Genomic DNA, 21,923 nt, shown 5'->3' on the forward strand with positions numbered 1-21,923 from the left:
TTTAATCTTACCATAAACACTTATAGCTTTTTATCTGTTAGTATTAAACATCTTAAATATAAAACCACTATCTATAATTCTAGCTTTATCTGTATACTCACAGTAGCTGCTTCATTCATAGTCTTTTATATGCTCCACTATACCAGTACCTAATGGATTTTGATGTATATATCTTAACACGATAATTAAATATTGATCCTCCTCTACTACTTCACTTTTATATCTATCTTGAATAAATGGCCTAATGGATCATATTTGAAGTTATACTAATATACATAGATTGCTCCTATTCGTCTCATTGTAATTCCTATATCTTCTTTTTCTTCTATAAGCAAAATATGGATATGGTTTCCCATTAAAAAGTATGCTTATATCCTGTACTCACTTTTATCTTAGCATTCTAAGATAGTTTATAAAAGCTTTTCTTTGTCTTTTTTATCTTCGATTATTGTTTAATTATTGAATTCCCTTTAAATTATATGATAGATTCCTGTCTCACTTTTCTTTCTAGTATTTCTCGGCATATTATCAGCCTAGATTATTGCAACACACTTAGATTAATAGTTCAACCACAGGAACCGTCCCTGTGGTTACATGGTTACAAAAAACCGAAAATGCCTCACAACATTAATATTGTATTTATTTGTTTTATTAAGCCTTAGCAATACTCTTATACCATAAGACAACTGTTACGTCTCTTCTTAAACAAGTGTTAGCAAGTTTTATTAGGTCATTAAAATCCTACTATAGCGCTACGTCTTTCCAGTAAAACTACATTTCTCCAAATTCCGGTACTTGTCTTTCCAATTTTTTCTCTAGTACCAACTACACGAAATCCACAATTTCTATGCATAACTAAGCTTTGAACATTTTGTTCAAAAACACTGGATTGTAACGTCCAAAACCCATACTGTTCAGATTGCACATTTAACTCTTTAAGAAGCTTTGTTCCAATTTTTCTATTCTGGTAATTCATACTCACATATATACTCACCTCAGCAACTCCACGATATACACATCTACTACTAATAGGACTTAATGCAACCCATCCTACCACATTACCTTCAAGTAAAGCAACCATGCGACATTGTTTTATATGAGAGTTATCCCACTCTCCCCAACTAGGAATGTCTGTCTGAAATGTAGCAGTCTCAGTTTCGATGCCTTCCTTGTAAATTTTAGCTACTTCCTCCCAATGTTCCCTTTGCAACTCCTTCATAGTCAACAACATAAACTCCCTCCCATCTTTCAAAATTTTGCAGTACAAATTTTTTTATGAAATCCAAAACAATAGTATATATAACTTATATACTTGGTTATGGTCTTCTGTCAAGATGTTTATGATAATCTAAAATTACCCTAGTATAATAATTGAAAACTCCCCTATAAGAATTATAAAACAACCCTATGAGATAATTCATAGGGAGGCTAAGGGGATGATTAGTTTAATGAATAAGCAAGAAATAATACTCTCACATTTTAGAGCGGGAAAATCTCCACAGAACCAGAACCACCGAACCATAGGGACGGTTCTTTAAGGGTTCAATCGGAAGTTTTGCCCTTAAAAAAGACCTAAACATTAGTAAATAGCTAGTGTTTGGGTCTTTATATATTTTGAGCAAACTACGCAAAATTTTTGATTGCCCTAGAAGAAGGAAGTCGCGGTATTAGAAAATATTTTTTATGTCCTATGGATTTTCAATCTTTTGTCTTTTGATTTTTTTCTCTTTTAAGAATTTAAGAACCATAGGGACGGTTCTTGCGGTTATTTTTTCTTATAAAGTATATAAGAACCATAGGGACGGTTCTTGCGGTTATTTTTTCTTATAAAGTATATACTATGATTTCGATTGCCTCCTCATCTTTAATTCGCTTTTTCTCATTTATATCTAAACACACTATATCACTTTTTTCTTCGTGGAATTTAACAAGTTCACTTATAGCTTTTTTCTATTAGTATTAAATATCTTAAATATAAATCACTAGCTAATTCTAGCTTTATTTGTATACTCACAGAAGCTGCTCCATTCATAGCCTTTAATATGCTACACTATACCAGTACTTAATGGATTTTGTTGTATATATCTTAACACGATAATTAAATATTTATCCTCCTCTACTACTTCACTTTTATATCTATCTTGGAACAAATGGTCTACTTGATCATATTTGAAGTTATACCAATATACATAGCTTGCTCCTATTCGTCTCATTGTCATTCCTATATCTACTTTTCCTTTTTAAGCAAAATATAGATATGATTTTCCATTAAACAGTACGCATATATCCTGTATACACTTATATCTATGCATTCTAAGATAGTTTCTAAAAGCTTTTCTTTATCTTCTTTATCTTCGATTATTGTTTAATTATTGAATTCCCTTTTAATTATATGATAGATTCCTGTCTTACTTTCTTTCTAGCATTTCTTGGCATATTATCAGCCTAGGCTATTCTAGCTTTCTTATATCTTAACCACAGGAACCGTCCGAGACCAGTGAAAAAGTATCAATTTAAGATTCTGCTATACAATATATAGTAATCACTACTAATACTGATTATATATGTTGTATACTAAAAATAAGTTTAATGACTTTTTCAGTGGTCTCGAACCGGCCCCGTGGTTATTTTTCTTCTATAAGCAAAGTATGGATATGGTTTCCCATTAAAAAGTATGCTTATATCCTGTACTCACTTTTATCTTTGCATTCTAAGATATTTTCTAAAGGCTTTTCTTTATCTTCTTTATCTTCGATTATTGTTTACTTATTGAATCTCCTTAAAACTATATGATAGATTTCTGTCTTGCTTTTGTTTCTAGTATTATTAGGCATATTATCACCCTAGGCTATTCTAGCTTCCTTAGATCTTAACCATAGGAACCGTCCCCATGGTTCTGCCTTGAATCTCCTTAAAACTATATGATAGATTTCTGTCTTGCTTTTGATTCTAGTATTATTAAGCATATTATCACCCTAGGCTATTCTAGCTTTCTTAGATATTAGCCACAGGAACCGTCCCCGTGGTTCTGCCCATGGTTCTGCAGGTTGAAAACGTAAACCGTGATGAATTTAAAAAGCGCATGGCTGATATGAGCATATTCCTAAAGAAGCAACCCACCGCTCTCACCGAATACGATGACCAACTTGTCCGGCGGTTGATTGAAAAAGTCATAATCTACGAGGATAAATTAGCCGTGGAATTCAAGTCCGGCTTGACGATTGATGTGGAAGGATAAGGGTAAGAACGAACAAGGCACTCTACGAAATTACAACGTAGGGTGCCTTGCATAATTTTCAAACAAAAGTATTTATACTCTTCCCAATTTCTCAATAGCGTCTTCTTCTGAAGATAAAAAGAAAATATCTCTTCCTTTATTGCTTTCATATATAAAATCTTTAAGCGGCTTACTTGTATAACCCGAAAAGTCACCTACAATCGCAAACTTAAATTGATAAGTGATAAATTTTTGCAGAATCTCACCGGCAAGCCTTGTACTCAAAACAAAGAAGTCCGGGGTTATTGCCTCTTTGTTTATTACAATGGAATGGCTTCCTGTTTCATAATTTACAGACATCATGAAATCCAGCGCGGATTGCACATCTGAAATTAAAATCTCATCACTGCTAACAATTGCTATTTCATTGCCGTTGGCCGTAATTTTCTTTATCTTCATTATTCTATTCAACTCCTAACAAATGTATTTGTTGCTTTGCAATCTCAGGTTTACTTAATTTCCTTTATTCTTGTTAAATCCCCACTGCACAGAATATCAAGGTTATCAAAAATTTTGTGAGTAGGCCAATCCCACCACTTTAATTCCAGCAGGTAGCCGATGAGATCATCATCGAATCTTTTATTTATTATTCTAACAGGATTGCCGCCTGCAATATGATAAGCTGGTATATCTTTTGTAACTACTGAATTGGCAGCAACAATTGCTCCATCACCGATATGCATACCGGGCATTACAGTGACATTTTGCCCTATCCAAACATCATTGCCGACAACAGTATCCCCCTTAAAAGGTAAATCCTCAAGTACTGGGGTTGCTTTTTCCCAGCCATGTCCCATAATGTTAAAAGGATAAGTAGTGACGCTGCACATTCTATGATTCGCACCGTTCATTATAAATTCGATACCTTTTGCAATAGCACAGAATTTCCCAATGATAAGTTTATCGCTTAAAAATTCATAATGATGTGTAACGTGCTCTTCAAACCGTTCCGCACCACTAATATCGTCATAGTAGGTGTAATCACCGACGATAATATTTGGGCGTGTGATTACATTTTTGATGTAGCATACGCTTTTAATTTTTTCATTTGGGTAAATGGAATTTGGATCTGGTCCATATTGCATAAAAATTCTCCTTATAGTTTCGATTTCTCTTTGTAAATAAGCTATCAGTTTTCGAGCCTACATCCAACCTGACTACACAACCTAAATAATTTCTGAAAAAACATCTAACCTGACCACTCGCCAACGCTGACATATAACCCGACCACTCGCCGAGCTATGACATCTAACCTGACCACTTAACTATTAAATACGGCCTTTATAGACTTGTTCCCACGAAGCGAAAAAATCTCGTTTTCTCTTAATGGGTTTCACACCCATATGTGCTAGCAGCCTTGATATGCAAGGCTTTTTCGCACACTCACTCTTTCACCCTTGACATCAATACCACCGTCTCTATATGCCCCGTATGGGGAAACATGTCCATACATTTAGCCCTAACAATTGTATAACCACTACTAACCAGATCCTTTAAGTCTTTTACTAAGGTTTTAGGGTTACAGGAAACGTAGACGATTCTGTCGGCTCCAAAGCTTATCACATCCTTTAAAGCCTTGGGATGGATTCCTGCCCTTGGTGGGTCAAGAATTATAATATCAGGTTTATAGTTTATTTTTTTTACCTCTTGCCCTACATCACCAGCAATGAACTCACAGTTGTTTAGACCATTTAAGGCGGCATTTTCTCTGGCGGCTTTTACTGCGTCCTCAACAATTTCAATACCTATTACCTTTTGTGCATTTGATGCTACTATTTGTCCAATGGTACCTGTACCACAGTAAAGGTCGAATACAATTTGATTGTTTGCATCACCTAAAAAATCTCTAACAATTGAGTATAGTTTTTCAGCTGCTAAAGTATTAGTTTGGAAAAATGAAAAGGCAGATATTTTAAATTGTAGGCCTAATTGCTTTTCTATAATATAGTCCCTACCTAAAAGAATGTCTGTTTTATCGCTTTGTACTGTATCAGATAGATTATCATTAAAGGTGTGTAAAAATCCAACCAAATCTCCCTTTAGCTCTAGAGTCTTTAGCTCTTTTACTAAGCTACTAATATCAGGTTGAAGCTGTGTAGTTGTAACAAGATTAACTAATATCTCTCCTGTGTAATGGGCCTTTCTTACAACTAAATGCCTTAAGTAGCCAACATGCCTCATGCTATGGTAAAATGGTATTTTTTTATTAGTAAAGTATTCTAAAATGGTTTTCAGTATTTTTCTATAATCTTCATCCATAATTAAACACTCATCTACAGTTACTATGTCATGGTGTCTGCCCCTTTTATGCATACCAAGGGCTAATCTTCCACCTTTTTCTTCGTCACCAAAGGAGAACTCCATCTTGTTTCTGTAGCCAAAGGTTATAGGGCTACCTTCAATAGGTAACCAGTTAACATCATTTAAGCCTTGTTCTTCAAATAGTTTTTTAACATTTTCTTCTTTTTCCTGTAGCTGATTGTCATAATGAATTGATTGTTGAAAGCATCCACCACAGTTACCAAAGTGTTTACATGTAGCTTCTGCTTCTAGTGGCGATGCCTCTAAAACCTCTACTATTCTTGCTTCTGCTTGATTTTTTTTTATTCTTTTAATAATAGCCCTTACTTTTTGTCCCTTAATTCCATGCTTTACATTTATTTTAACACCATCTAACCTTCCATAGGCTTTACCTCCGAATTCTGTAGCTTCGATCACAAACTCAACAATATCTTTTCTCTTCATATCTTTTCACTCCTAGATTAATCTTACAAGTATTTTATCTCAGCGGCGTTACTAACATTCCCACTTCTTAAGCGGGAGTGAAGTGCCGCCAAGCTTCGAAATAAGGGCAACTAGAGTTCAGTGGAGTTAAAACTCCATCTGAACTAAGCTTTCTTTATGTAATACTAAAAAAATATAGTGACTTTTTTAGTCACTATATTATAACCTGTACTAGCATATAAATCAAAGGACCTATTATTTTTCTGCCTTTATAATATATGCTGGTGCTGAAAACTCCTTTGCATTTTCGAATTCTTTAACTAGCTTCTCTGTTAATTCCACAAAGCCTTTAGTCACCTGTTGATTTTGTAAATCATCTTGCCCTTTAATAAGGGTTTGCTTTCTTTTATCCAAAAATTTGGTTGCCATTTCTGCATCAATTACTTCCTTAAACTCACGTCTATTTATGTTTTTGAATCCTAAAGTAATCATTACTTCCTCTAAATCCTGTGGATGAATTTCATTAAAGTGGGCCATAGCCTTTAAAACACTTATGCTTTTAATAATCCTTAAGCGCTTTGACCAATACTCATAATCTTTACTGTCTACTGACCAAATAGGCATTTCTTCTGTTATTAACAGTTTTCCACCTGGTTTAAGAACCCTGTAGAACTCTTTTAAGGCTTTTACACCTCTAAAGGGGAATTGATTAACAGAGGATAATGTATAATTACAAATTACTACGTCTATTGTGTTTTCATTTATAAAGTCAAGGTTACCTAAGTCTGCTTTTCTAAGATTTAATTCAACAAAACTAGTGCCAAGTCTCTTCTCAATTTCAGAAAAATGGCTGTCATCAACATCTACTGAAATTAGCCTAGTTTTCCATCCATGTTCAGCTGTCTTTTGTGCTATAATATCAGTAGTATTTCCCCAGCTGGTTCCCCCTTCTAAAACCAGCTTATTGTCTAAGGTTAATCCATCCCATAGAAATTTTTCAGCAGTTGTTATTTTGTACATATAACCCCTCCTTTAATTAAATCTACAATGTAATGATACCCAATTTTCATGCTATTATTTAATATATGCTTATGTTAATTCAATAGCTGTAATTCATCAGTATTAAGCTCTCTATATTCTCCGAGGGCAAGCTTTTCGTCCAGCATGAGGTTACCCATTAGTATACGCTTTAAGTAAATTACTTTCTTATTTACTGCTTCAAACATTCTTTTTACCTGGTGATATTTTCCCTCGTATATGGTTAATTGAATCTCTGAAATATTATCTGATTTTAAAATCTCTAGTTCTGCAGGTAGGGTTTTATATCCATCATCTAATATAACTCCCCTTTTAAAGCTTTCTTCATCCTCTTGTGTTACTCTTCCTTCAATTTTTGCATAGTAGGTTTTTGGTATATGTTTTTTAGGAGACAGTAATCTATGGGCCAGCTGTCCATCATTTGTTAAAAGTAAAAGTCCTTCAGTATCAATATCTAACCTACCTACAGGAAATAGGTTAAAGCCCATGTATTTTTTATCAAGTAAATCTATTACAGTTTTATGCCTATTATCTTCAGTTGCAGAAATGACTCCCGATGGTTTACTCAGCATTAAACACATGAACTCACGATAAATAACCCTCTCTAAGCCCACCTTCACTTCATGCTCATCAGTGTTTACATGGACACTGCTATCTGCAATAGTTTTGCCGTCAACTGTAATAAGTCCTTCCTTACATAGCTTCTTTATTTCCCTTCTGCTTCCATAGCCCATATGAGACAGCATTTTATCTAATCTTATTGCCTTAGTCATTGTTACCTCCAATATCTTTATCTCAGCGGCGTTACTAGCACTCCCTCTTCTAAAGCGGGAGATAAGTGCCGCCAAGCTAGAAAGTAAGCGGAGCTACAGTTCAGGTTGAGTTAAAACTCCATCTGAACTAAGTTTTCTTTAATTAGCCGAAATGTTTTCCATTTTCATAGTACTTCCGTTCTTCAAAAGTCACAAAAGCAATATCAATATTTTCAACACCAATATTGTGGGCAAATCTGGTCAATGCAGCCGCCACTTTGTCTTGTATTTCTAAGCCTCTATCAAACCATGCCACTTCAATAAATGGATATGCATCTTGTATTTCTCCGTCTCTTATTGCAACCGATTGTATGTATTCCAGCTCAAAATAATCCTTTGGACATTCTACTATTTTAACCAATTCATTTACCAGCTTTTCGCTTCCGCTTGCCAGCTTATCTAATTGAATACCTCTTACTTTTATTTGTGGCATACCATCAACTCCTTTTCAATATTTCTGATTTACATAATTAGAGATTAGTGATTTTTTTAATTTATCATTAAATATTCCTTCTTCCTTAAATCTATTTAAAAGCCATTCACTGGTTGAATGTAAAATTACTTCAGGATGGTCTTTAAATATTATCTCAAAAAGTCTTCTTTTTAGATAATTTGACTTTACTTGTATATGGTATACTTCCACCGCCAAAAAATCTTTTATTTCAACTGCCCTTAAGGTTGCCTTATCCTTTTTATGATAGTAATTATCAACCTTCTTTAAAAGCTCCTTTGATTTTTCAATGTGTTTTCCGTGCTTCTTTATTTCGTTCGCCTTAAGATAAAAATATTTCGCCATAGTATTATAATATTGATAATTAAAAATTGCTTTTTGAAAGTTATCTACGATTTTAAAGGGCTTTATATCCATATGCTTTATAATGTAATAGCCCTCCTCAATATACTCTTTTTTAGTAATGTCTCCTTTTTTAAACTGTTCTATTAAAGACTCTCTTTCATTAAAGAATTTGTCAAAAATATTTTCCCCAGGAATATATCTCAATTTAAACACCCAATTCGTGTAATTTGCTTACTGTAACGATTATACCTTTATTTGATGAAAAATTCAAATAGCTGTAAATAATATATAGTGTATACTAATAGAGGTTTTTAATACCTATAGAAAACTATTAAAAAAGCTCCCGTTGTAGGAGCCGATTTTGCATTATCTTTTTTTCAATTTAATTCTTTTGCTAATCATAGAATAGGAGAGGAAAAGCATGATTAAACCTGTAAAGTATATACTTGATGAGTAATTGATGGAATACAGTGTAAGCAGTGCTACAATACCTCCACATAGGGTTATTGGAATACCCATGTAAAAGCCCTCAAACTCTATAATATTAAATCTTGCTAACCGATAAGCTCCACAAATTGCAAATAGTAAAATTATTGCTAAACCAAGAACTCCTATATTATTTAACTGATAGCTCCATATTAAAATTGCTGGTGCTACACCAAAGGAGATTAAGTCACAAAGTGAATCTAATTCCTTGCCAAATTCGCTCTCTACATCAAATTTTCTAGCTAATTTCCCGTCGAAACGATCCATAAAAGCAGCCAATAATATTAACAATGCTGAAACTGTGTAGGCTTCACCAAGTATACTTACAATAGCTAAAATTCCTAAGGATAAATTAAAAAAGGTAAACATATTTGGAATATGAGCTTTAACTTTAATCATTATATCACCCCTAACCAATAAAATATTGTATAATAATAATTTGTTTTTGTTATAGTATATATCAGATTAGTAAAGATTAGTATAAAAATAGACTGCCCTTTATAATATTTTACTTTATTTTGAGGGAAATTCCTAGTAATAAATCAATGTTTTTTATAATTTTAGTATTAATTATTATTGATGATAATAAATGGGTCAAAATATGTATTCATTGACGATTTTTAACATACTATGATAAAATTTAATGGATTAATATATAAAACCATAAAAGATGATTCTTTTACCTGGATTAATTAGGTAGATGCATCTAAAAATAGGAGGAATAAAATATGCCACTAGTTACTAGTACTGATCTTTTTAAAAGAGCATATGATGGTAAATATGCCATCGGAGCCTTTAATGTCAACAACATGGAAATAATTCAAGGGATAGTTGACGCTGCAAAGGAAGCAAAATCACCTGTTATTCTTCAAGTATCTGCTGGAGCAAGGAAGTATGCAAAGCCTGCTTATTTAAAAAAGCTAGTAGAAGCAGCAATAATAGATACTGACCTTCCTATAGTTCTTCATCTTGATCATGGAGAGGATTTTGATATTTGTAAGCAATGTATAGATGATGGTTTTACTTCTGTAATGATTGATGCATCTCATCATTCCTTTGAAGAGAATATTGAAATAACCAAGAGAGTTGTAGATTACGCCCATAATAAGGGAGTTGTAGTGGAGGCTGAGCTTGGTAGATTAGCTGGAATTGAAGATGATGTTAATGTTAGTGAGAAGGATGCTTCCTATACAGACCCTGATCAAGCAGTAGAGTTTGTTGAGAGGACTGGGGTGGACTCATTAGCAATAGCAATAGGTACAAGTCATGGTGCCTACAAGTTTAAAGGTGATCCCAAATTAGATTTTGCCAGATTAGAAAAGATTACAAGCCTTCTTAATGGTTATCCGTTGGTATTACATGGTGCCTCTACTGTTTTGCCTGAATACGTTGATTTGTGTAATAAATATGGTGGAAACATTCCTGGTGCTCAAGGGGTTCCTGAGGAGATGCTTAAACAAGCTGCACAGTATGGAGTTTGTAAAATCAACATTGATACTGACCTTAGACTAGCAATGACTGCTGCAATAAGAAAATCCCTAAAGGAGGACCCAGGTAATTTTGACCCTAGAAAATATTTAGGCTTAGGAAGAACTGCCATTAAGGATATGGTGCTACACAAAATAACAAATGTACTTGGAAGCAGTTGTACTTTATAAGGAAAGCTCAGTTCAGGTGGAGTTTTATTCCATCTGAACTCTAGTTTTCCTTATTTTATGCATTAACTTCATAAAAGTGGTAATGCTACAGATATATAGTTGCTTACTATAATTATGGAGGGATTCATATGAAAACATTGCAAAAATGCCTATTATCCTTAGTGCTTGCAATTGCTTTTTTGGATTTATACTTGCAATTCACAGGATTACAAACTATTAATTCTTTGTATCCTCAAGCTATATTAAATCATTTATTATATGCTTTGGCATTTCCACTTTCCTTTGTAATCGGTTGCCTTTTTACCACTGTTTTCTCAAGGGTTAAGTTTTATATGGTATCTATAGCATTATTCTTAATTGGTTTATGCTATGGTGGCTACACAATAACTGAAGATTTTCAAGGAATAATATATCTTCGCCTTATTCATGGTGTCCTTCTTTCCTTTGTATTGGTTTCTACCACTATCTATTTATTTGATTTAATATCAACTAAAAATATTAGAAAATCCATTAGTTATTATGGCTTGTTTTTCACGATACCTGCGTTAGCCATAATTACCTTTAGCCCCAACCTTAGCAATTTGCTGGGTGATTATTGGAGCTTTTACATATCAATGTTCTTGATGATTTTTATAGCAACCCTATCTATTCTTTTAATAGACTATTTGGTTTATCCCTTAAGAAAAACCTACAAAAGAATTCCATCGGATATTATTTCAACATTAAAGAGCCCTGGTGTTTTTTATAGTTATTTAGCAATAACCATCAGTAGCTTTTCACTGGGAATACTAAACCACCAGTTAATTACTATTAATGATTTTAACAATAAGCCCTCTACAATACTCTTGATAGCTGTGTTTATGCTATCTGTAACTTTAGTTTTAATAACTAAGCTTGCCACTATTGCAGATTATATAGGTATTTTTAAAGGAATATTATCAAGCTTATTACTACTGGCATTTGCCTTTAGCTCTTTTCCTCTTGTTGAAAATACCTACTTTGTTTTTATCCCAATAATTTTGGTTGGCATCTCATACGGTTCTATAGTTATTACAACTTTAGGTAAACTTAAGGAGGTAGCTGAAGGCTATATAGGTTTAATGTTTTCTTTATATTATATTTTAATTGTTTCATCTTCCCTAACAGGATACGCTATGTCAAGTACTTCAAGAGGAAGCTACTATAATATATCTCCCCTGCTGTTTGCATGTGTTCTTATAATAAGCTTATGTATACCTTTAATTAGGCTTATTCACCACTATGCTTCAGACTACTATAAAGCCTATTAATAGTAGTAGGCGATTAAAAATAATATCTTCTTATTGATTTTATTACTAATACTGCAATAAATATAGCAAGTAATAGCTCTAAATATCTACCAAATAGCGAGTATATGCTTATGGTCTTTTGAACTTTTACTTCATTAACAAGTACTCCCTTTTCCTTTACATCTAATTGACTTATAATTTTACCTGACTTATCAACCACCATAGATGTACCGTCTTGGTTAGCTACAACTACTGGAATATTATACTGTATAGCATTAATTACTGGGAATAGGTTGTAGTTGGCTGGGAATGTCACTCCAAAGTTATCGTCATTTGATGTAGATAATATTACCTCAGCACCATTCTTTTTTAATAATCTTACCGTATTTAAATCCCTTATATCATCTGAAATTGTTACTCCTAATTCTCCATAATCACTGAATACTGTAGAGTAGTTATCGCTTTGAGAGAATATAATACTTTGGGTAAAAAAATTAAGGTTTCTTTTACTGCTTTTACCTATAAAACCCTCTGGAGATACTAGGTAGGCTGAAATAAATTTATGTCGCTTACCCCCGTAAATGCTGCTGCTTTCAATTAGTAGACCTACTAAAATACCATTTTTTTCATTGGCTAAGCTTATAAGCCGCTGTCTATATAGATGATCTGCTCTATTTTCGATATCATATATACCTAATGGCACTTGAGGAAACACAAATATATCTGCCTCTACATTTGACAACATGTTCTTATAATGATTAAAATCAAAATCAAATCTTTCTCCAAGAACAAGGGGTCTTCCCTCTACGCTAACAACATCACCCTGTATGGCTGCAACATTAATTGGCTTAGATTCTTCAATAACCAACATATCACCAGTTGATAGTACATTGGATGAAATTATTAACAGTATTATTATTGCTATTATAGCTTTATATATTTTAGTATTGCTTTTATCTAGAATTAAACCAATAATTGAATTGATAAGCAACACTATAGTAAAAATTGTTAGATACACCCCTATAACTGAGGCTATTCTTAATATTGGGGTATGATTATATATAGGTGCTAAAATTGATGGGATTTCAATTACATTTAAGGCTGGTAATTTATCAAAGGAATAGCTTAATGTAAAAAAAGTTATAGGTAATAGAAATATTATGCCAAATTTAATATCAATATAATTAATTAAACCCTTCATAACCTTTGAAAAAACAATAGCTATTAGAATTCCAATAACTACCGCCACGAAGTGGGCAACTCCATAGTTCCATACGCTAAATCCAATAATAATTGAATAGGGCATAATAAAGTAATAAAGCTGAATTTCATCAAGCTCCTTTTTATGGTTTTTCCACCCTAAAAAGGCGATAGCAAAGTAAAAAAGAAAGCTTAATTGATTAAAAATAGTTCCAATTATAAGAGATGTACCTGCTAGCATATATCCATACATTTCCTTATTTTTCAAAGCATTTAAACGTTTGAACCCCGTAATACTAACCATTCTATTGTCCCCCCACCTATTAAATAAATATACTTTATTAGTACTCTTTATAGTATTCTTACATTTTATCATAATCAACCTTAAATGCCAATAAAAGTAATATATATATAATATTAATTTTGGGAGTTTTATTTAAATCACTATTGTTAATTACTGTTTTTTATCATTGCTATTTGAACTGTTTAAATAAGGTTAATGGGTGTTACTAAAGAGAAATAAGCTTTAATAGCTTGAAATCTAGGTAGTCACAAGAAACAAGGTGATATTCAACACCTCTATGTATTCCCTGCAGTCCTGCTTTAAAGGAGTCTACCCCATGTAGGTGCCCATAAATTACCCTTTCAACATTATATTCCTCTAAAGTCTTTGTAAAGAGGGAAGCCTCAAAGTCCTCATTGGTTGGAGGATAATGTAGCATTACTATAATCTTACTATAGCCTTCTTTTTTTGCAGCCTCCAGTGAGAGGATCAGACGATGAACCTCCCTTTGGTAAATCTTTTCATCCTGTTGTGTAAACTTAGTTTTATTAGGTGATAGCCAGCCTCTTGTTCCACAAATTGCATAATCTTCATATGTGTAAAAATTATTCTGTAAAAAATGAATATCTTCATATAGGCTATTTAATGAAGTGATTGAGCTCCACCAAAAATCATGGTTTCCCTTAATTAGTATCTTTTTACCAGGCAGCTGGTTAATCCAGTTTAAATCAGCCTTTGCAGCTTCAATATTCATTGCCCATGAAATATCGCCTGCTATTAAGACTGTATCCTCTATAGCTACATTATTGCACCAATTCTCCTTAATTTTTTCATGATGAAGAAACCAATGGCTTCCGAAAATATCCATTGGTTTATCTGTACTGTTGCTTAGATGTAAATCGGCAATTGCATATAAAGCCATTTTCTTTCCCACCCAGTTATAATTATTCTAATACCTCATATTTTTCTACACGTGCTCCAATTTTTTCTCCAAGCTTCTTTAAGCCCCTAACATCTCCCTTTTCCCAGAGAATGTTGAATTGTTCTTGATATTCTAATGCCTCATCCGTTTTACCTAAAGAATATAACAGCTGAATATTTCTTAATACAACTGAAACTACATTGGATTTTACCTCAAACATTTTTTGTGCCTGTCTAATTTCGTGACGAATTTCAGACATCTCTTGATCCAATTGAAATGCCGCATCTGCAGATTTTTTAAGCCTATCATTAATATGATTAGGGATGTTATGCTTATACTTATACTTTAGTGAATGTTCTATAGTTGCCCAGAAATTCATTGCCAAAGTTCTTATTTGAATTTCTGCTAAAATAATCTTTGGTCCTAAAGCGGTTTGAATAGGGTACTTAATTACTACATGGTAGCTTCTATATCCACTATCCTTAAAATTGTTTATATAATCCTTTTCATAGAATATTTCTAAATCATTACCGTCCCGTTCCCTTATGTAATCTACAACAGTGTAAATATCTTCTACAAATTGACACATTATTCTAATGCCTGCTATATCTTCAATCTTTTCTTCAATTTCATCTTCATGTACATTATACTTTTTTGCCTTTTCTAAAATACTTGATACCTTTTTAACCCTACCAGTAACAAACTCTATTGGAGAATACTCTCCCAGTGATAGTAGCTCGCTACGAATACTCTTAAATTTTACCTTAAGCTCTTCTACTGCATTTTCATAAGGTATAAGTATTTTTTTCCAGTCTTTATGAATCATTAAAATCACCCCGCTACCTCTATGTTTTATGGTTGGGCTATAAAATTCCTTTACTATTATATCATTATTTTACCGTAGATTGTAATTGATATCCTAATAAAAATTGCTATTGTACCAAAAAATCTGCTATTTATTATAAATAGCAGATTTTTTCATGAGATATATCTCTATAGCTTATTTCCTATATATACAGCTAAATCTAAAATCCTATTTGAGTAGCCCCATTCATTGTCATACCAAGCAACCACCTTAATCATTTTTTCTCCCACCATCATTGTAGATAAGGAATCTACTATGGAGGACCTAGGGTCTTTTTTGTAATCAGCTGATACTAATGGTTCTTCGCTATATCCTAAAATACCCTTTAGTGGTCCTTCAGAAGCCTCTTGTAATAAAGCATTTACCTTTTCTACAGTGGTGTTCTCCTTAAGCTGCACCACTAAATCAATAATTGAAACTACTGGAATTGGCACCCTCATAGCCATTCCATTTAATTTGCCCTTTAAGGATGGTATTACAATACCAACAGCCTTAGCGGCTCCAGTAGTAGTTGGGATAATAGACTCCGCTGCTGCACGGGCTCTCCTAAGATCCTTATGGGGAAGATCTAAGATATTTTGATCATTGGTATAGGCATGGACTGTAGTCATTAACCCACTTTCTATTCCAATTTTGTCTTCTAATATTTTTGCTATAGGTGCTAAGCAATTGGTTGTACATGAGGCATTTGAGATAATATGGTCTGCATCAGGCCTATATTTTTCCTCATTTACACCCATTACAAAGGTTGGAACATCATCACTTTTTGCTGGTGCAGATATTATAACCTTTTTAGCTCCACCCTTAAGGTGTTTAGAAGCTGCTTCCTTAGTTAAAAATAAACCAGTTGATTCTATAACTATATCAACACCCATGTCTTTCCACGGTATTTCGGCAGGGTCTCTATGGGCAGTAAACTGTATTTTCTTATCTCCAATAATTAATGCATCTTCTGTGGCGCTAACCTCTTCATTTATTTTTCCATATAATGAGTCATATTTAAAGATATGTGCATGCTTTTCTGGACCACTGGTGCTGTTAATTGCTACAACCTCTAAATTTGAGCCTCCGTCTAGGGATGCCCTCAATACACCCTTCCCAATTCTACCAAAGCCATTAATTCCAATTTTAATTTTCAATTCTAACTCCTCCTTATGTAAAAATAAGCCTACCAACCATTATACAATAATTTTTTTCCAACACATAGTAGTTTTATCACTTAAATATTACAAAGTGATTTATTGTATATACTTAAAGATGCCCAATTTTTAACATAATAATCATATGTTTTGTGTACATATTGTATATTTAAAAAAGAGCTAAGTAAAATGCACCTAAACATTGTATCTGTTGTTTACAATTATGGTGCATTTGGCTTATGGCTATTAATTAGTATTTAATCTAGCGTAATGCTTGTATATTTGCTTAAAAACATGGGAGGCTCTTCCTTATCACAGTTTACTGATAAAATGAAGCTTACATTATATTTCATTTCTAGAGAATCTAATTTTGAGAAAAATCCTTCTAATTCCTTAAGCTCTTTTCTTGTTATACTATATAGGCTATCAATAAATACTGTTTCTATATCATAATTGGAGGCTATTATGCCACAAAGAAAGCCGTAAAAACCCTCTTCATCTGTAATCTGATATTCTTTTGTACTAATAAATCTTACCCTATAATCTATTTGAAACATATGGCTATTATCATAATCTACATAAACTACATGACCTTTAACCTTTTTTATTGAATCATTAGCCGAATCTATCAGGCGTTTTGTTTTTCCGCTTCCTTTTTTCCCCATAAAGAGCTTAATCATCAGAATACCTCCCTAAAATAAAAAGATTTTTTTCTACCTTATTCTTTATTATTCTATATATTCTGAATTTTTCCTGCTATTAAATTTATTTAATGCTTTACCACCTAAGTAAGTAGCTTTTTTACCTTGATATCTATTGAGGCTAATCATTTCCTCATGAATTAAGTCTCTAATTTTCCACCAGCTCATATTCCAATTTACAAACAAACCATTTTCCTCTGGTGCCCTACCAATTAATCTTTGAACTATAATATTAGGGTACAGATACTCCAAAAAGGTTATAACCCTTTCTTTATACTCCTCCATAGATATAAGCTTAACTTGGCCTTTTTCGTAGATTTCACCAAGCTTTGTATCCTTCATAATATATAAAGCGTGGAGCTTTACTTGATCTACCCTTAATGCAGATAGAATTTTTGCATTTTCAACTACATCATCCATGTTATCCCATGGTAAATTAAGAATTAAATGGGCACATATCTGAAAGTTAAATGCCTTAATTTGGAGGACTGCATCAATAAACTCTGCAAGTGTATGCCCTCTATCTACCTTGTGAAGTGAATGATAATTAACTGTCTGTAGACCTAGCTCTATTGATATCTCTAATTGGTGCTTTTCCCCTATTTCCTTTAAAATATTAAGATGCTCAGTAGTAATACAGTCTGGACGTGTAGATACACAAACTTCTACTATATTATCTATTGCAGCCTGTTCCATATATTTGGCAAATAATTCAGTATCCATATAGGTATTACTGAAGTTCTGAAAATAGGCAATAAATTTCTTTGCTTTGTACTTTTTTTTAATAAAGCTCATGTTATTTTGAAGCTGTTCTTTTACGGAAATGCTGTTTGATATGGTTTCAAAGCCAGCACCTACCTCTGGACAAAAGCTACAGCCTGATATGCCCAATTGCCCGTCTCTATTGGGACAGGTTGTAGGTAGATTTACAGGAAGCTTATATACCTTTTCACTATATTTGCTTTTTAAGTACTCAGAATAAGTTTTATAGGGCAACGTTACTTTTTTCATTTAGATCCTTCCTTTTTGCTTCCTTTCCCTTCATAAATATAAGTGATGCTAAACTACATAATGATAACAAGCTGATAAAGGCAAAAACATATTGATACTGGGTAGCCTCGTAAACTCGATTTCCACTATTTATTGCACCAGTCCAGCCATAATCTAGGAATACACCTATACTAAAGCTTAATAGTGAGCCACCTATAAACTCACCAACGTTTATTATTGCTGTTGCAGTTCCTGTATAAGCAGGATCATTTACATTTTTTACATTGGTAAAGGATAATATGTGACAGATAGTTGTGAATCCCAACATGAAAAATATGATTGGCAGTAGCTGTACTGGCGGCTTTCCTCCAGCTATAGTCATATATATCCATATACCTGTAAATATTGAAATAGCAACTGCCAATATTCTTTTTATTTCACCATTCAATAGGTCAGAGAGCCATCCTACAATTGGTCCACCCACCATAAAGCCAATAGATGCAAAGGATAAATAGCCTGCTGCATGGGCCTTTGATATATCATATACATGCATCAGATAGGGAATACCCCATAGTCCAAGAATTGCAGTCATGGAGCCCACCATAAAAAACATAATTGCAAAGGGTGGCCATGTATAAGGGTTTAACAGTACCTTTTTTATACCCTCCAACATATTTCTACTGGACTTATACTCAGGTTCTAAGCCTTCAGGATGGTCTCTAACTATAATCCAAATAAGCAATGATAGTAAAATTGATATAGCCCCCATAACATGAAAGCTATTTCTCCATCCAACTTGAATTACTAAGTATGCCAGTGGTAAAGTTGCTAAAAAAGCCCCCATATTACCGAATAAGGAGGTAAGCCCACAGAGAGTTGAGAATTGCTTTGGTTTAAACCAAGTCATTTGAATTTTAAGTATTGATATAATTATAACAGAGGTTCCTAAGCCCACCATAAATCTTGCAGCATAGCTAACAACAAGGTTAGATGATAAGCCAAACATAATTGAAGCTACACCTGTTAATAGTGTACCCAAAGCACAGAATTTTCTTACTCCAACTGAATCCACCATTATTCCCACTGGTATTTGCATTAAAGCATAGGCATAAAATGTCATGGAGGTTAAATTAGCTAGGCTTTTCCCCGTTAGACCTAAATCTATTGAAAGGTCATCTGCTACAACACCAATGGCAAGACGATGAAAAAAAACTGTTACAAATGCCAAAACTAATGTAAACCAAATGCTCCATCTTCTCATAGGATTATTTTTACTCATTGCCGTTTATCTCCTTACAGTATATTAGTGTTAGTTTTCTTTATAAAGAGAGATTCCTATCTATGATAGAAATCTCCTTTTTTTAAGTAGGAATTACAGTAATATCTACATTTTTGCATAGCTTTTTACTTAACTTCGTAATTACACTGTTTTCTGAAGAGGTTTCAAGTGATTCACCTAAAATAATTCTCCCTATATTATTCTTTTGACAGAAATCAACTATAGATTTAACAACATTAGAGGATCTTAATACTGTCATGTCAGCATCAACCTCCTTTGATATTTCAAATAGGTAATCTAGTGCCTCTCCCTCTTTTGAGTTACCCAAAAAATTTACTCCTTCTGGTGCAACATGTACTACATAAAGATTGCCTAAATCCTTACCTCTATAATCTGCTCCTATCTTAATTAAACGTTCACAAGTAACCTGCTGTGTAACACAAACCATCACATTCTTTTTATTCTTCATATGCGGGCCCCTTTCTGTGTATATTAATGATTTATTATACTTTTTATGTGCCCTGAAAAGACCTACATTTTTATTATACTATATTTTGAAATAAATTGCTCAATATCATTAAATGTGAAAAATCTTTAATCTTTTACATTAGTCACCCTGCAGCTTTAATGCTGCAGGGCTTCATTAGCAAATAATTACTCCTGATAATACTACTTCTCCACTAGGTCTTGCCGGTATATTTCTTGGCTCCGCTGTAACAATTATTTCTTTATAACCTTCAAAGGTTATAAGACTTGGGAAGGTTGAATAACCTCCTTCTATTCCTGACAGGCCAGTGGGTTGTAGCTTAGTCTTTACGTATGCATCAGCCACAGGATTATATACCCAAGCAACATAAACACAATAGCATGAATCAATTTCTGCTGGTGCAGGTAATCCAAAGGTTGTTATCCATAGCGTTGGAGTGGCCTCGTTTATAAAGGCTGTTCCACCTAAAACACCTTCCCTTAAGGGCCTTAGTTCTGCTTTGCATATGTTTTCGGGAAGGGGTAAATCTGGTATTGGGATGCAAATCTGTTGCCCTACTTCGATTACGTTTGGATCAGCCACCTGTGGGTTAGCAGCAATTAGTCTTTGAAGTGTTACACCAAACCTACGGGCAATTGTAAACATTGAATCTCCTTGTTGAACAATGTAAATGGTCCCATCGGTACAAAACTCTGGGGGTGGAGGTGGAACAATTTTGCTTGGTACACATATTTTTTGTCCCGGAGTTATTATATTGGGGTTTTGTACTTGGGGGTTTGCTTCGATAAGCTGCTGTAGGCTTATTCCATACTCATTGGCTATACGAAACATAGTATCTCCTGGTCTAACCGTATAAATAGTTCCACCGATACAGGGGGGTGGAGGTGGAAAATTATTTACAGGGTTCTGTCTTTTATAGTTATAGTACATGTTAATCCTCCTTTTCTTTTCACTCATTACATTATATGAGAATGCTTTTCTTTGGTTAAAGGATTGTAAAAATAATTGGCATTAGAAAAGGGGATAGTTTAACAGGCTTTTACTTAGTTACATCCACATCAAGTATATTGTTAAACCTATTGAAGTAGTTAAAAATACCTACTACACAGGTAATCTCAATTATCTCTCCTTCTTCAAAGAAGTCTTTAAGCCTTTTCCATAATTGGTTAGGCATTTTATGATTCTTTGACATTACTTCTGCGAACTCTAAAGCCACCAGCTCTTTTTCAGTAAAGCTTTGGGGGTTCTTTAAGCCCTCCAAAAGATCTTTAATTGATTCCTCAGAAACTCCGAACCGCTTTGCCAAAGCAGTATGGGAAGCCAGTCAGTATTGACATTCATTCATTACTGACACCTTTACTGCCAGCATTTCTTTCAGCTTAATATCTACTGTACCTGTAAATAGTATGGCTTTGAAGTGATCATAGGCCGTTTCTAATAATTGAGGTCTGTAGGCTAGTGTTCTGAACATATTAGGTATGTTTCCTCTTTGCTCCATAAACTCATCAAAAATCCTTTTGGCTTTATCATCCACTTCATTTACCTCTAAGGCTTTAATTTTTGCCATTTTAATCTCTCCTTTGTAAATCATATTAAAGTTGACTTTTTTCTATTATAGCATTCTTTACCATTATTATTGCTAAAGGCTTTATAGTTTATTTTTACTATAGTGTTATTTAAATAAACAGCTTTAAACAAAAAAAATAGCAGTATAGAATAAATCCATACTACTTAACCAGAAGCTTGATCACTTAAAAAGCAACATTATTGCTGTAAATATCCCCGACAGCCCAATTAAAATATATACAAGTCGAGCTAAGGGGCTTCTTCTTCCTCCAAATACTGATGCTACTAAATCGAAATCAAACAATCCTACTAATCCCCAGTTTATAGCACCCACAATTATAAGTATTAAAGCTATCCATGTAAACAAAGTATTCCCCTCCTTAAAAATGGCTAAGACCCTTTTTCAATATATATGAGGAGATAACTATTAAT

At 33.5% G+C, this 21,923-nt stretch carries 25 protein-coding genes; 3 read left to right on the forward strand and 22 right to left on the reverse strand.

All coding sequences use genetic code 11. The features are described 5' to 3' along the window. Positions 1 to 733: 733 nt before the first annotated feature. Both F8154_RS12500 and F8154_RS15200 read right to left on the reverse strand, forming a co-directional pair. A complete protein-coding gene (locus F8154_RS12500; RefSeq protein ID WP_151861962.1) occupies positions 734 to 1,231 on the reverse strand; it encodes a GNAT family N-acetyltransferase in 498 nt (165 codons plus the stop codon). 814 nt (positions 1,232 to 2,045) lie between these two features. Then, entirely contained in the window at positions 2,046 to 2,213 is a 168-nt protein-coding gene (locus F8154_RS15200) for a hypothetical protein (RefSeq protein ID WP_192930293.1), read from the reverse strand. Between the two features lie 809 nt (positions 2,214 to 3,022). Between F8154_RS15200 and F8154_RS12505 the strand changes: the two genes are divergently transcribed. Then, entirely contained in the window at positions 3,023 to 3,238 is a 216-nt protein-coding gene (locus tag F8154_RS12505) for a hypothetical protein (RefSeq protein WP_207706884.1), read from the forward strand. A gap of 72 nt (positions 3,239 to 3,310) precedes the next feature. On the opposite strand, the gene F8154_RS12510 is transcribed toward F8154_RS12505, so the two are convergent. From F8154_RS12510 to pssA, 8 genes are all read right to left on the reverse strand, one after another. Next, positions 3,311 to 3,676, reverse strand: coding sequence for a DUF4180 domain-containing protein (locus tag F8154_RS12510; RefSeq protein WP_151861963.1), 366 nt, complete (start codon positions 3,674 to 3,676; stop codon positions 3,311 to 3,313). Between the two features lie 50 nt (positions 3,677 to 3,726). After that, complete coding sequence (locus F8154_RS12515) at positions 3,727 to 4,362, reverse strand: Vat family streptogramin A O-acetyltransferase (RefSeq protein WP_151861964.1); 636 nt, start codon at positions 4,360 to 4,362, stop codon at positions 3,727 to 3,729. 298 nt (positions 4,363 to 4,660) lie between these two features. Further along, positions 4,661 to 6,022, reverse strand: coding sequence for a 23S rRNA (uracil(1939)-C(5))-methyltransferase RlmD (rlmD, locus tag F8154_RS12520; RefSeq protein WP_151861965.1), 1,362 nt, complete (start codon positions 6,020 to 6,022; stop codon positions 4,661 to 4,663). A gap of 234 nt (positions 6,023 to 6,256) precedes the next feature. Next, positions 6,257 to 7,021, reverse strand: a complete 765-nt coding sequence (locus tag F8154_RS12525) for a class I SAM-dependent methyltransferase (protein ID WP_151861966.1) — start codon at positions 7,019 to 7,021, stop codon at positions 6,257 to 6,259. A 74-nt stretch (positions 7,022 to 7,095) separates the two neighbouring features. Further along, entirely contained in the window at positions 7,096 to 7,812 is a 717-nt protein-coding gene (locus F8154_RS12530) for a pseudouridine synthase (RefSeq protein WP_151861967.1), read from the reverse strand. Between the two features lie 142 nt (positions 7,813 to 7,954). Next, positions 7,955 to 8,284, reverse strand: coding sequence for a DUF1904 domain-containing protein (locus F8154_RS12535; RefSeq protein ID WP_151861968.1), 330 nt, complete (start codon positions 8,282 to 8,284; stop codon positions 7,955 to 7,957). A 15-nt stretch (positions 8,285 to 8,299) separates the two neighbouring features. Continuing rightward, entirely contained in the window at positions 8,300 to 8,851 is a 552-nt protein-coding gene (locus tag F8154_RS12540; RefSeq protein ID WP_151861969.1) for a DUF6648 family protein, read from the reverse strand. Between the two features lie 162 nt (positions 8,852 to 9,013). Then, a complete protein-coding gene (gene pssA / locus F8154_RS12545) occupies positions 9,014 to 9,532 on the reverse strand; it encodes a CDP-diacylglycerol--serine O-phosphatidyltransferase (RefSeq protein ID WP_151861970.1) in 519 nt (172 codons plus the stop codon). A gap of 329 nt (positions 9,533 to 9,861) precedes the next feature. Here pssA and fba point away from each other — a divergent pair, with 329 nt between their 5' ends. Together fba and F8154_RS12555 are read left to right on the forward strand one after the other, a co-directional pair. Then, on the forward strand, positions 9,862 to 10,791 hold the full coding sequence (fba, locus tag F8154_RS12550) for a class II fructose-1,6-bisphosphate aldolase (protein ID WP_151861971.1): 930 nt from the start codon (positions 9,862 to 9,864) through the stop codon (positions 10,789 to 10,791). Between the two features lie 128 nt (positions 10,792 to 10,919). Beyond that, positions 10,920 to 12,080, forward strand: coding sequence for an MFS transporter (locus F8154_RS12555; protein WP_151861972.1), 1,161 nt, complete (start codon positions 10,920 to 10,922; stop codon positions 12,078 to 12,080). A gap of 13 nt (positions 12,081 to 12,093) precedes the next feature. Here the strand turns inward: F8154_RS12555 and F8154_RS12560 are convergent, their stop codons facing one another. The 12 genes from F8154_RS12560 to F8154_RS12615 form a co-directional block, all read right to left on the reverse strand. After that, positions 12,094 to 13,563: a carbon-nitrogen hydrolase family protein gene (locus tag F8154_RS12560; RefSeq protein WP_192930294.1), complete on the reverse strand. Its 1,470-nt coding sequence runs from the start codon at positions 13,561 to 13,563 to the stop codon at positions 12,094 to 12,096. Positions 13,564 to 13,768: 205 nt separating this feature from the next. Beyond that, positions 13,769 to 14,464, reverse strand: coding sequence for a metallophosphoesterase (locus F8154_RS12565; RefSeq protein WP_151861974.1), 696 nt, complete (start codon positions 14,462 to 14,464; stop codon positions 13,769 to 13,771). A gap of 22 nt (positions 14,465 to 14,486) precedes the next feature. Continuing rightward, a complete protein-coding gene (locus F8154_RS12570; RefSeq protein WP_151861975.1) occupies positions 14,487 to 15,290 on the reverse strand; it encodes a GTP pyrophosphokinase in 804 nt (267 codons plus the stop codon). Between the two features lie 167 nt (positions 15,291 to 15,457). Continuing rightward, the gene (gene gap, locus F8154_RS12575) at positions 15,458 to 16,468 is read right to left on the reverse strand and encodes a type I glyceraldehyde-3-phosphate dehydrogenase (protein ID WP_151861976.1); all 1,011 of its coding nucleotides are present in this window, start codon (positions 16,466 to 16,468) and stop codon (positions 15,458 to 15,460) included. A gap of 257 nt (positions 16,469 to 16,725) precedes the next feature. Next, positions 16,726 to 17,148: an ATP-binding protein gene (locus F8154_RS12580; RefSeq protein ID WP_151861977.1), complete on the reverse strand. Its 423-nt coding sequence runs from the start codon at positions 17,146 to 17,148 to the stop codon at positions 16,726 to 16,728. Positions 17,149 to 17,196: 48 nt separating this feature from the next. Then, a complete protein-coding gene (locus F8154_RS12585) occupies positions 17,197 to 18,180 on the reverse strand; it encodes a TIGR01212 family radical SAM protein (RefSeq protein ID WP_192930295.1) in 984 nt (327 codons plus the stop codon). Then, entirely contained in the window at positions 18,155 to 19,438 is a 1,284-nt protein-coding gene (locus tag F8154_RS12590; protein WP_151861978.1) for an MFS transporter, read from the reverse strand. Before F8154_RS12590 ends, F8154_RS12585 begins: the two co-directional genes overlap by 26 nt. Positions 19,439 to 19,520: 82 nt before the next feature. Beyond that, complete coding sequence (locus F8154_RS12595; RefSeq protein WP_151861979.1) at positions 19,521 to 19,907, reverse strand: adenine nucleotide alpha hydrolase family protein; 387 nt, start codon at positions 19,905 to 19,907, stop codon at positions 19,521 to 19,523. 174 nt (positions 19,908 to 20,081) lie between these two features. After that, positions 20,082 to 20,855, reverse strand: coding sequence for a SafA/ExsA family spore coat assembly protein (gene safA, locus F8154_RS12600; RefSeq protein WP_207706885.1), 774 nt, complete (start codon positions 20,853 to 20,855; stop codon positions 20,082 to 20,084). A 109-nt stretch (positions 20,856 to 20,964) separates the two neighbouring features. Further along, positions 20,965 to 21,231, reverse strand: coding sequence for a carboxymuconolactone decarboxylase family protein (locus F8154_RS12605; RefSeq protein ID WP_151861981.1), 267 nt, complete (start codon positions 21,229 to 21,231; stop codon positions 20,965 to 20,967). An 18-nt stretch (positions 21,232 to 21,249) separates the two neighbouring features. Beyond that, entirely contained in the window at positions 21,250 to 21,492 is a 243-nt protein-coding gene (locus F8154_RS12610; protein ID WP_151861982.1) for a carboxymuconolactone decarboxylase family protein, read from the reverse strand. Between the two features lie 180 nt (positions 21,493 to 21,672). Beyond that, positions 21,673 to 21,858 carry a DUF378 domain-containing protein gene (locus F8154_RS12615; RefSeq protein ID WP_151861983.1) on the reverse strand — a complete coding sequence of 62 codons (186 nt, stop codon included), beginning with the start codon at positions 21,856 to 21,858 and terminating at the stop codon, positions 21,673 to 21,675. Positions 21,859 to 21,923: the final 65 nt, after the last annotated feature.

The sequence above is a fragment of the Alkaliphilus pronyensis genome, from assembly GCF_009017275.1.
Lineage (GTDB): Bacteria > Bacillota > Clostridia > Peptostreptococcales > Natronincolaceae > Alkaliphilus_C > Alkaliphilus_C pronyensis.

Excerpts from the sequence above, each read along its gene's own strand:
- F8154_RS12555 (WP_151861972.1), top strand. The coding sequence starts at position 10,920 with ATGAAAACATTGCAAAAATGCCTATTATCCTTAGTGCTTGCAATTGCT.
- F8154_RS12560 (WP_192930294.1), bottom strand. The coding sequence starts at position 13,563 with ATGGTTAGTATTACGGGGTTCAAACGTTTAAATGCTTTGAAAAATAAG.
- F8154_RS12580 (WP_151861977.1), bottom strand. The coding sequence starts at position 17,148 with ATGATTAAGCTCTTTATGGGGAAAAAAGGAAGCGGAAAAACAAAACGC.
- F8154_RS15200 (WP_192930293.1), bottom strand. The coding sequence starts at position 2,213 with ATGAGACGAATAGGAGCAAGCTATGTATATTGGTATAACTTCAAATAT.
- F8154_RS12500 (WP_151861962.1), bottom strand. The coding sequence starts at position 1,231 with ATGTTGTTGACTATGAAGGAGTTGCAAAGGGAACATTGGGAGGAAGTA.
- F8154_RS12590 (WP_151861978.1), bottom strand. The coding sequence starts at position 19,438 with ATGAGTAAAAATAATCCTATGAGAAGATGGAGCATTTGGTTTACATTA.
- F8154_RS12570 (WP_151861975.1), bottom strand. The coding sequence starts at position 15,290 with ATGATTCATAAAGACTGGAAAAAAATACTTATACCTTATGAAAATGCA.
- F8154_RS12510 (WP_151861963.1), bottom strand. The coding sequence starts at position 3,676 with ATGAAGATAAAGAAAATTACGGCCAACGGCAATGAAATAGCAATTGTT.
- F8154_RS12515 (WP_151861964.1), bottom strand. The coding sequence starts at position 4,362 with ATGCAATATGGACCAGATCCAAATTCCATTTACCCAAATGAAAAAATT.
- F8154_RS12565 (WP_151861974.1), bottom strand. The coding sequence starts at position 14,464 with ATGGCTTTATATGCAATTGCCGATTTACATCTAAGCAACAGTACAGAT.
- F8154_RS12530 (WP_151861967.1), bottom strand. The coding sequence starts at position 7,812 with ATGACTAAGGCAATAAGATTAGATAAAATGCTGTCTCATATGGGCTAT.
- F8154_RS12535 (WP_151861968.1), bottom strand. The coding sequence starts at position 8,284 with ATGCCACAAATAAAAGTAAGAGGTATTCAATTAGATAAGCTGGCAAGC.
- F8154_RS12595 (WP_151861979.1), bottom strand. The coding sequence starts at position 19,907 with ATGAAGAATAAAAAGAATGTGATGGTTTGTGTTACACAGCAGGTTACT.
- rlmD (WP_151861965.1), bottom strand. The coding sequence starts at position 6,022 with ATGAAGAGAAAAGATATTGTTGAGTTTGTGATCGAAGCTACAGAATTC.
- safA (WP_207706885.1), bottom strand. The coding sequence starts at position 20,855 with ATGTACTATAACTATAAAAGACAGAACCCTGTAAATAATTTTCCACCT.
- pssA (WP_151861970.1), bottom strand. The coding sequence starts at position 9,532 with ATGATTAAAGTTAAAGCTCATATTCCAAATATGTTTACCTTTTTTAAT.
- fba (WP_151861971.1), top strand. The coding sequence starts at position 9,862 with ATGCCACTAGTTACTAGTACTGATCTTTTTAAAAGAGCATATGATGGT.
- F8154_RS12610 (WP_151861982.1), bottom strand. The coding sequence starts at position 21,492 with ATGGCAAAAATTAAAGCCTTAGAGGTAAATGAAGTGGATGATAAAGCC.
- F8154_RS12585 (WP_192930295.1), bottom strand. The coding sequence starts at position 18,180 with ATGAAAAAAGTAACGTTGCCCTATAAAACTTATTCTGAGTACTTAAAA.
- F8154_RS12525 (WP_151861966.1), bottom strand. The coding sequence starts at position 7,021 with ATGTACAAAATAACAACTGCTGAAAAATTTCTATGGGATGGATTAACC.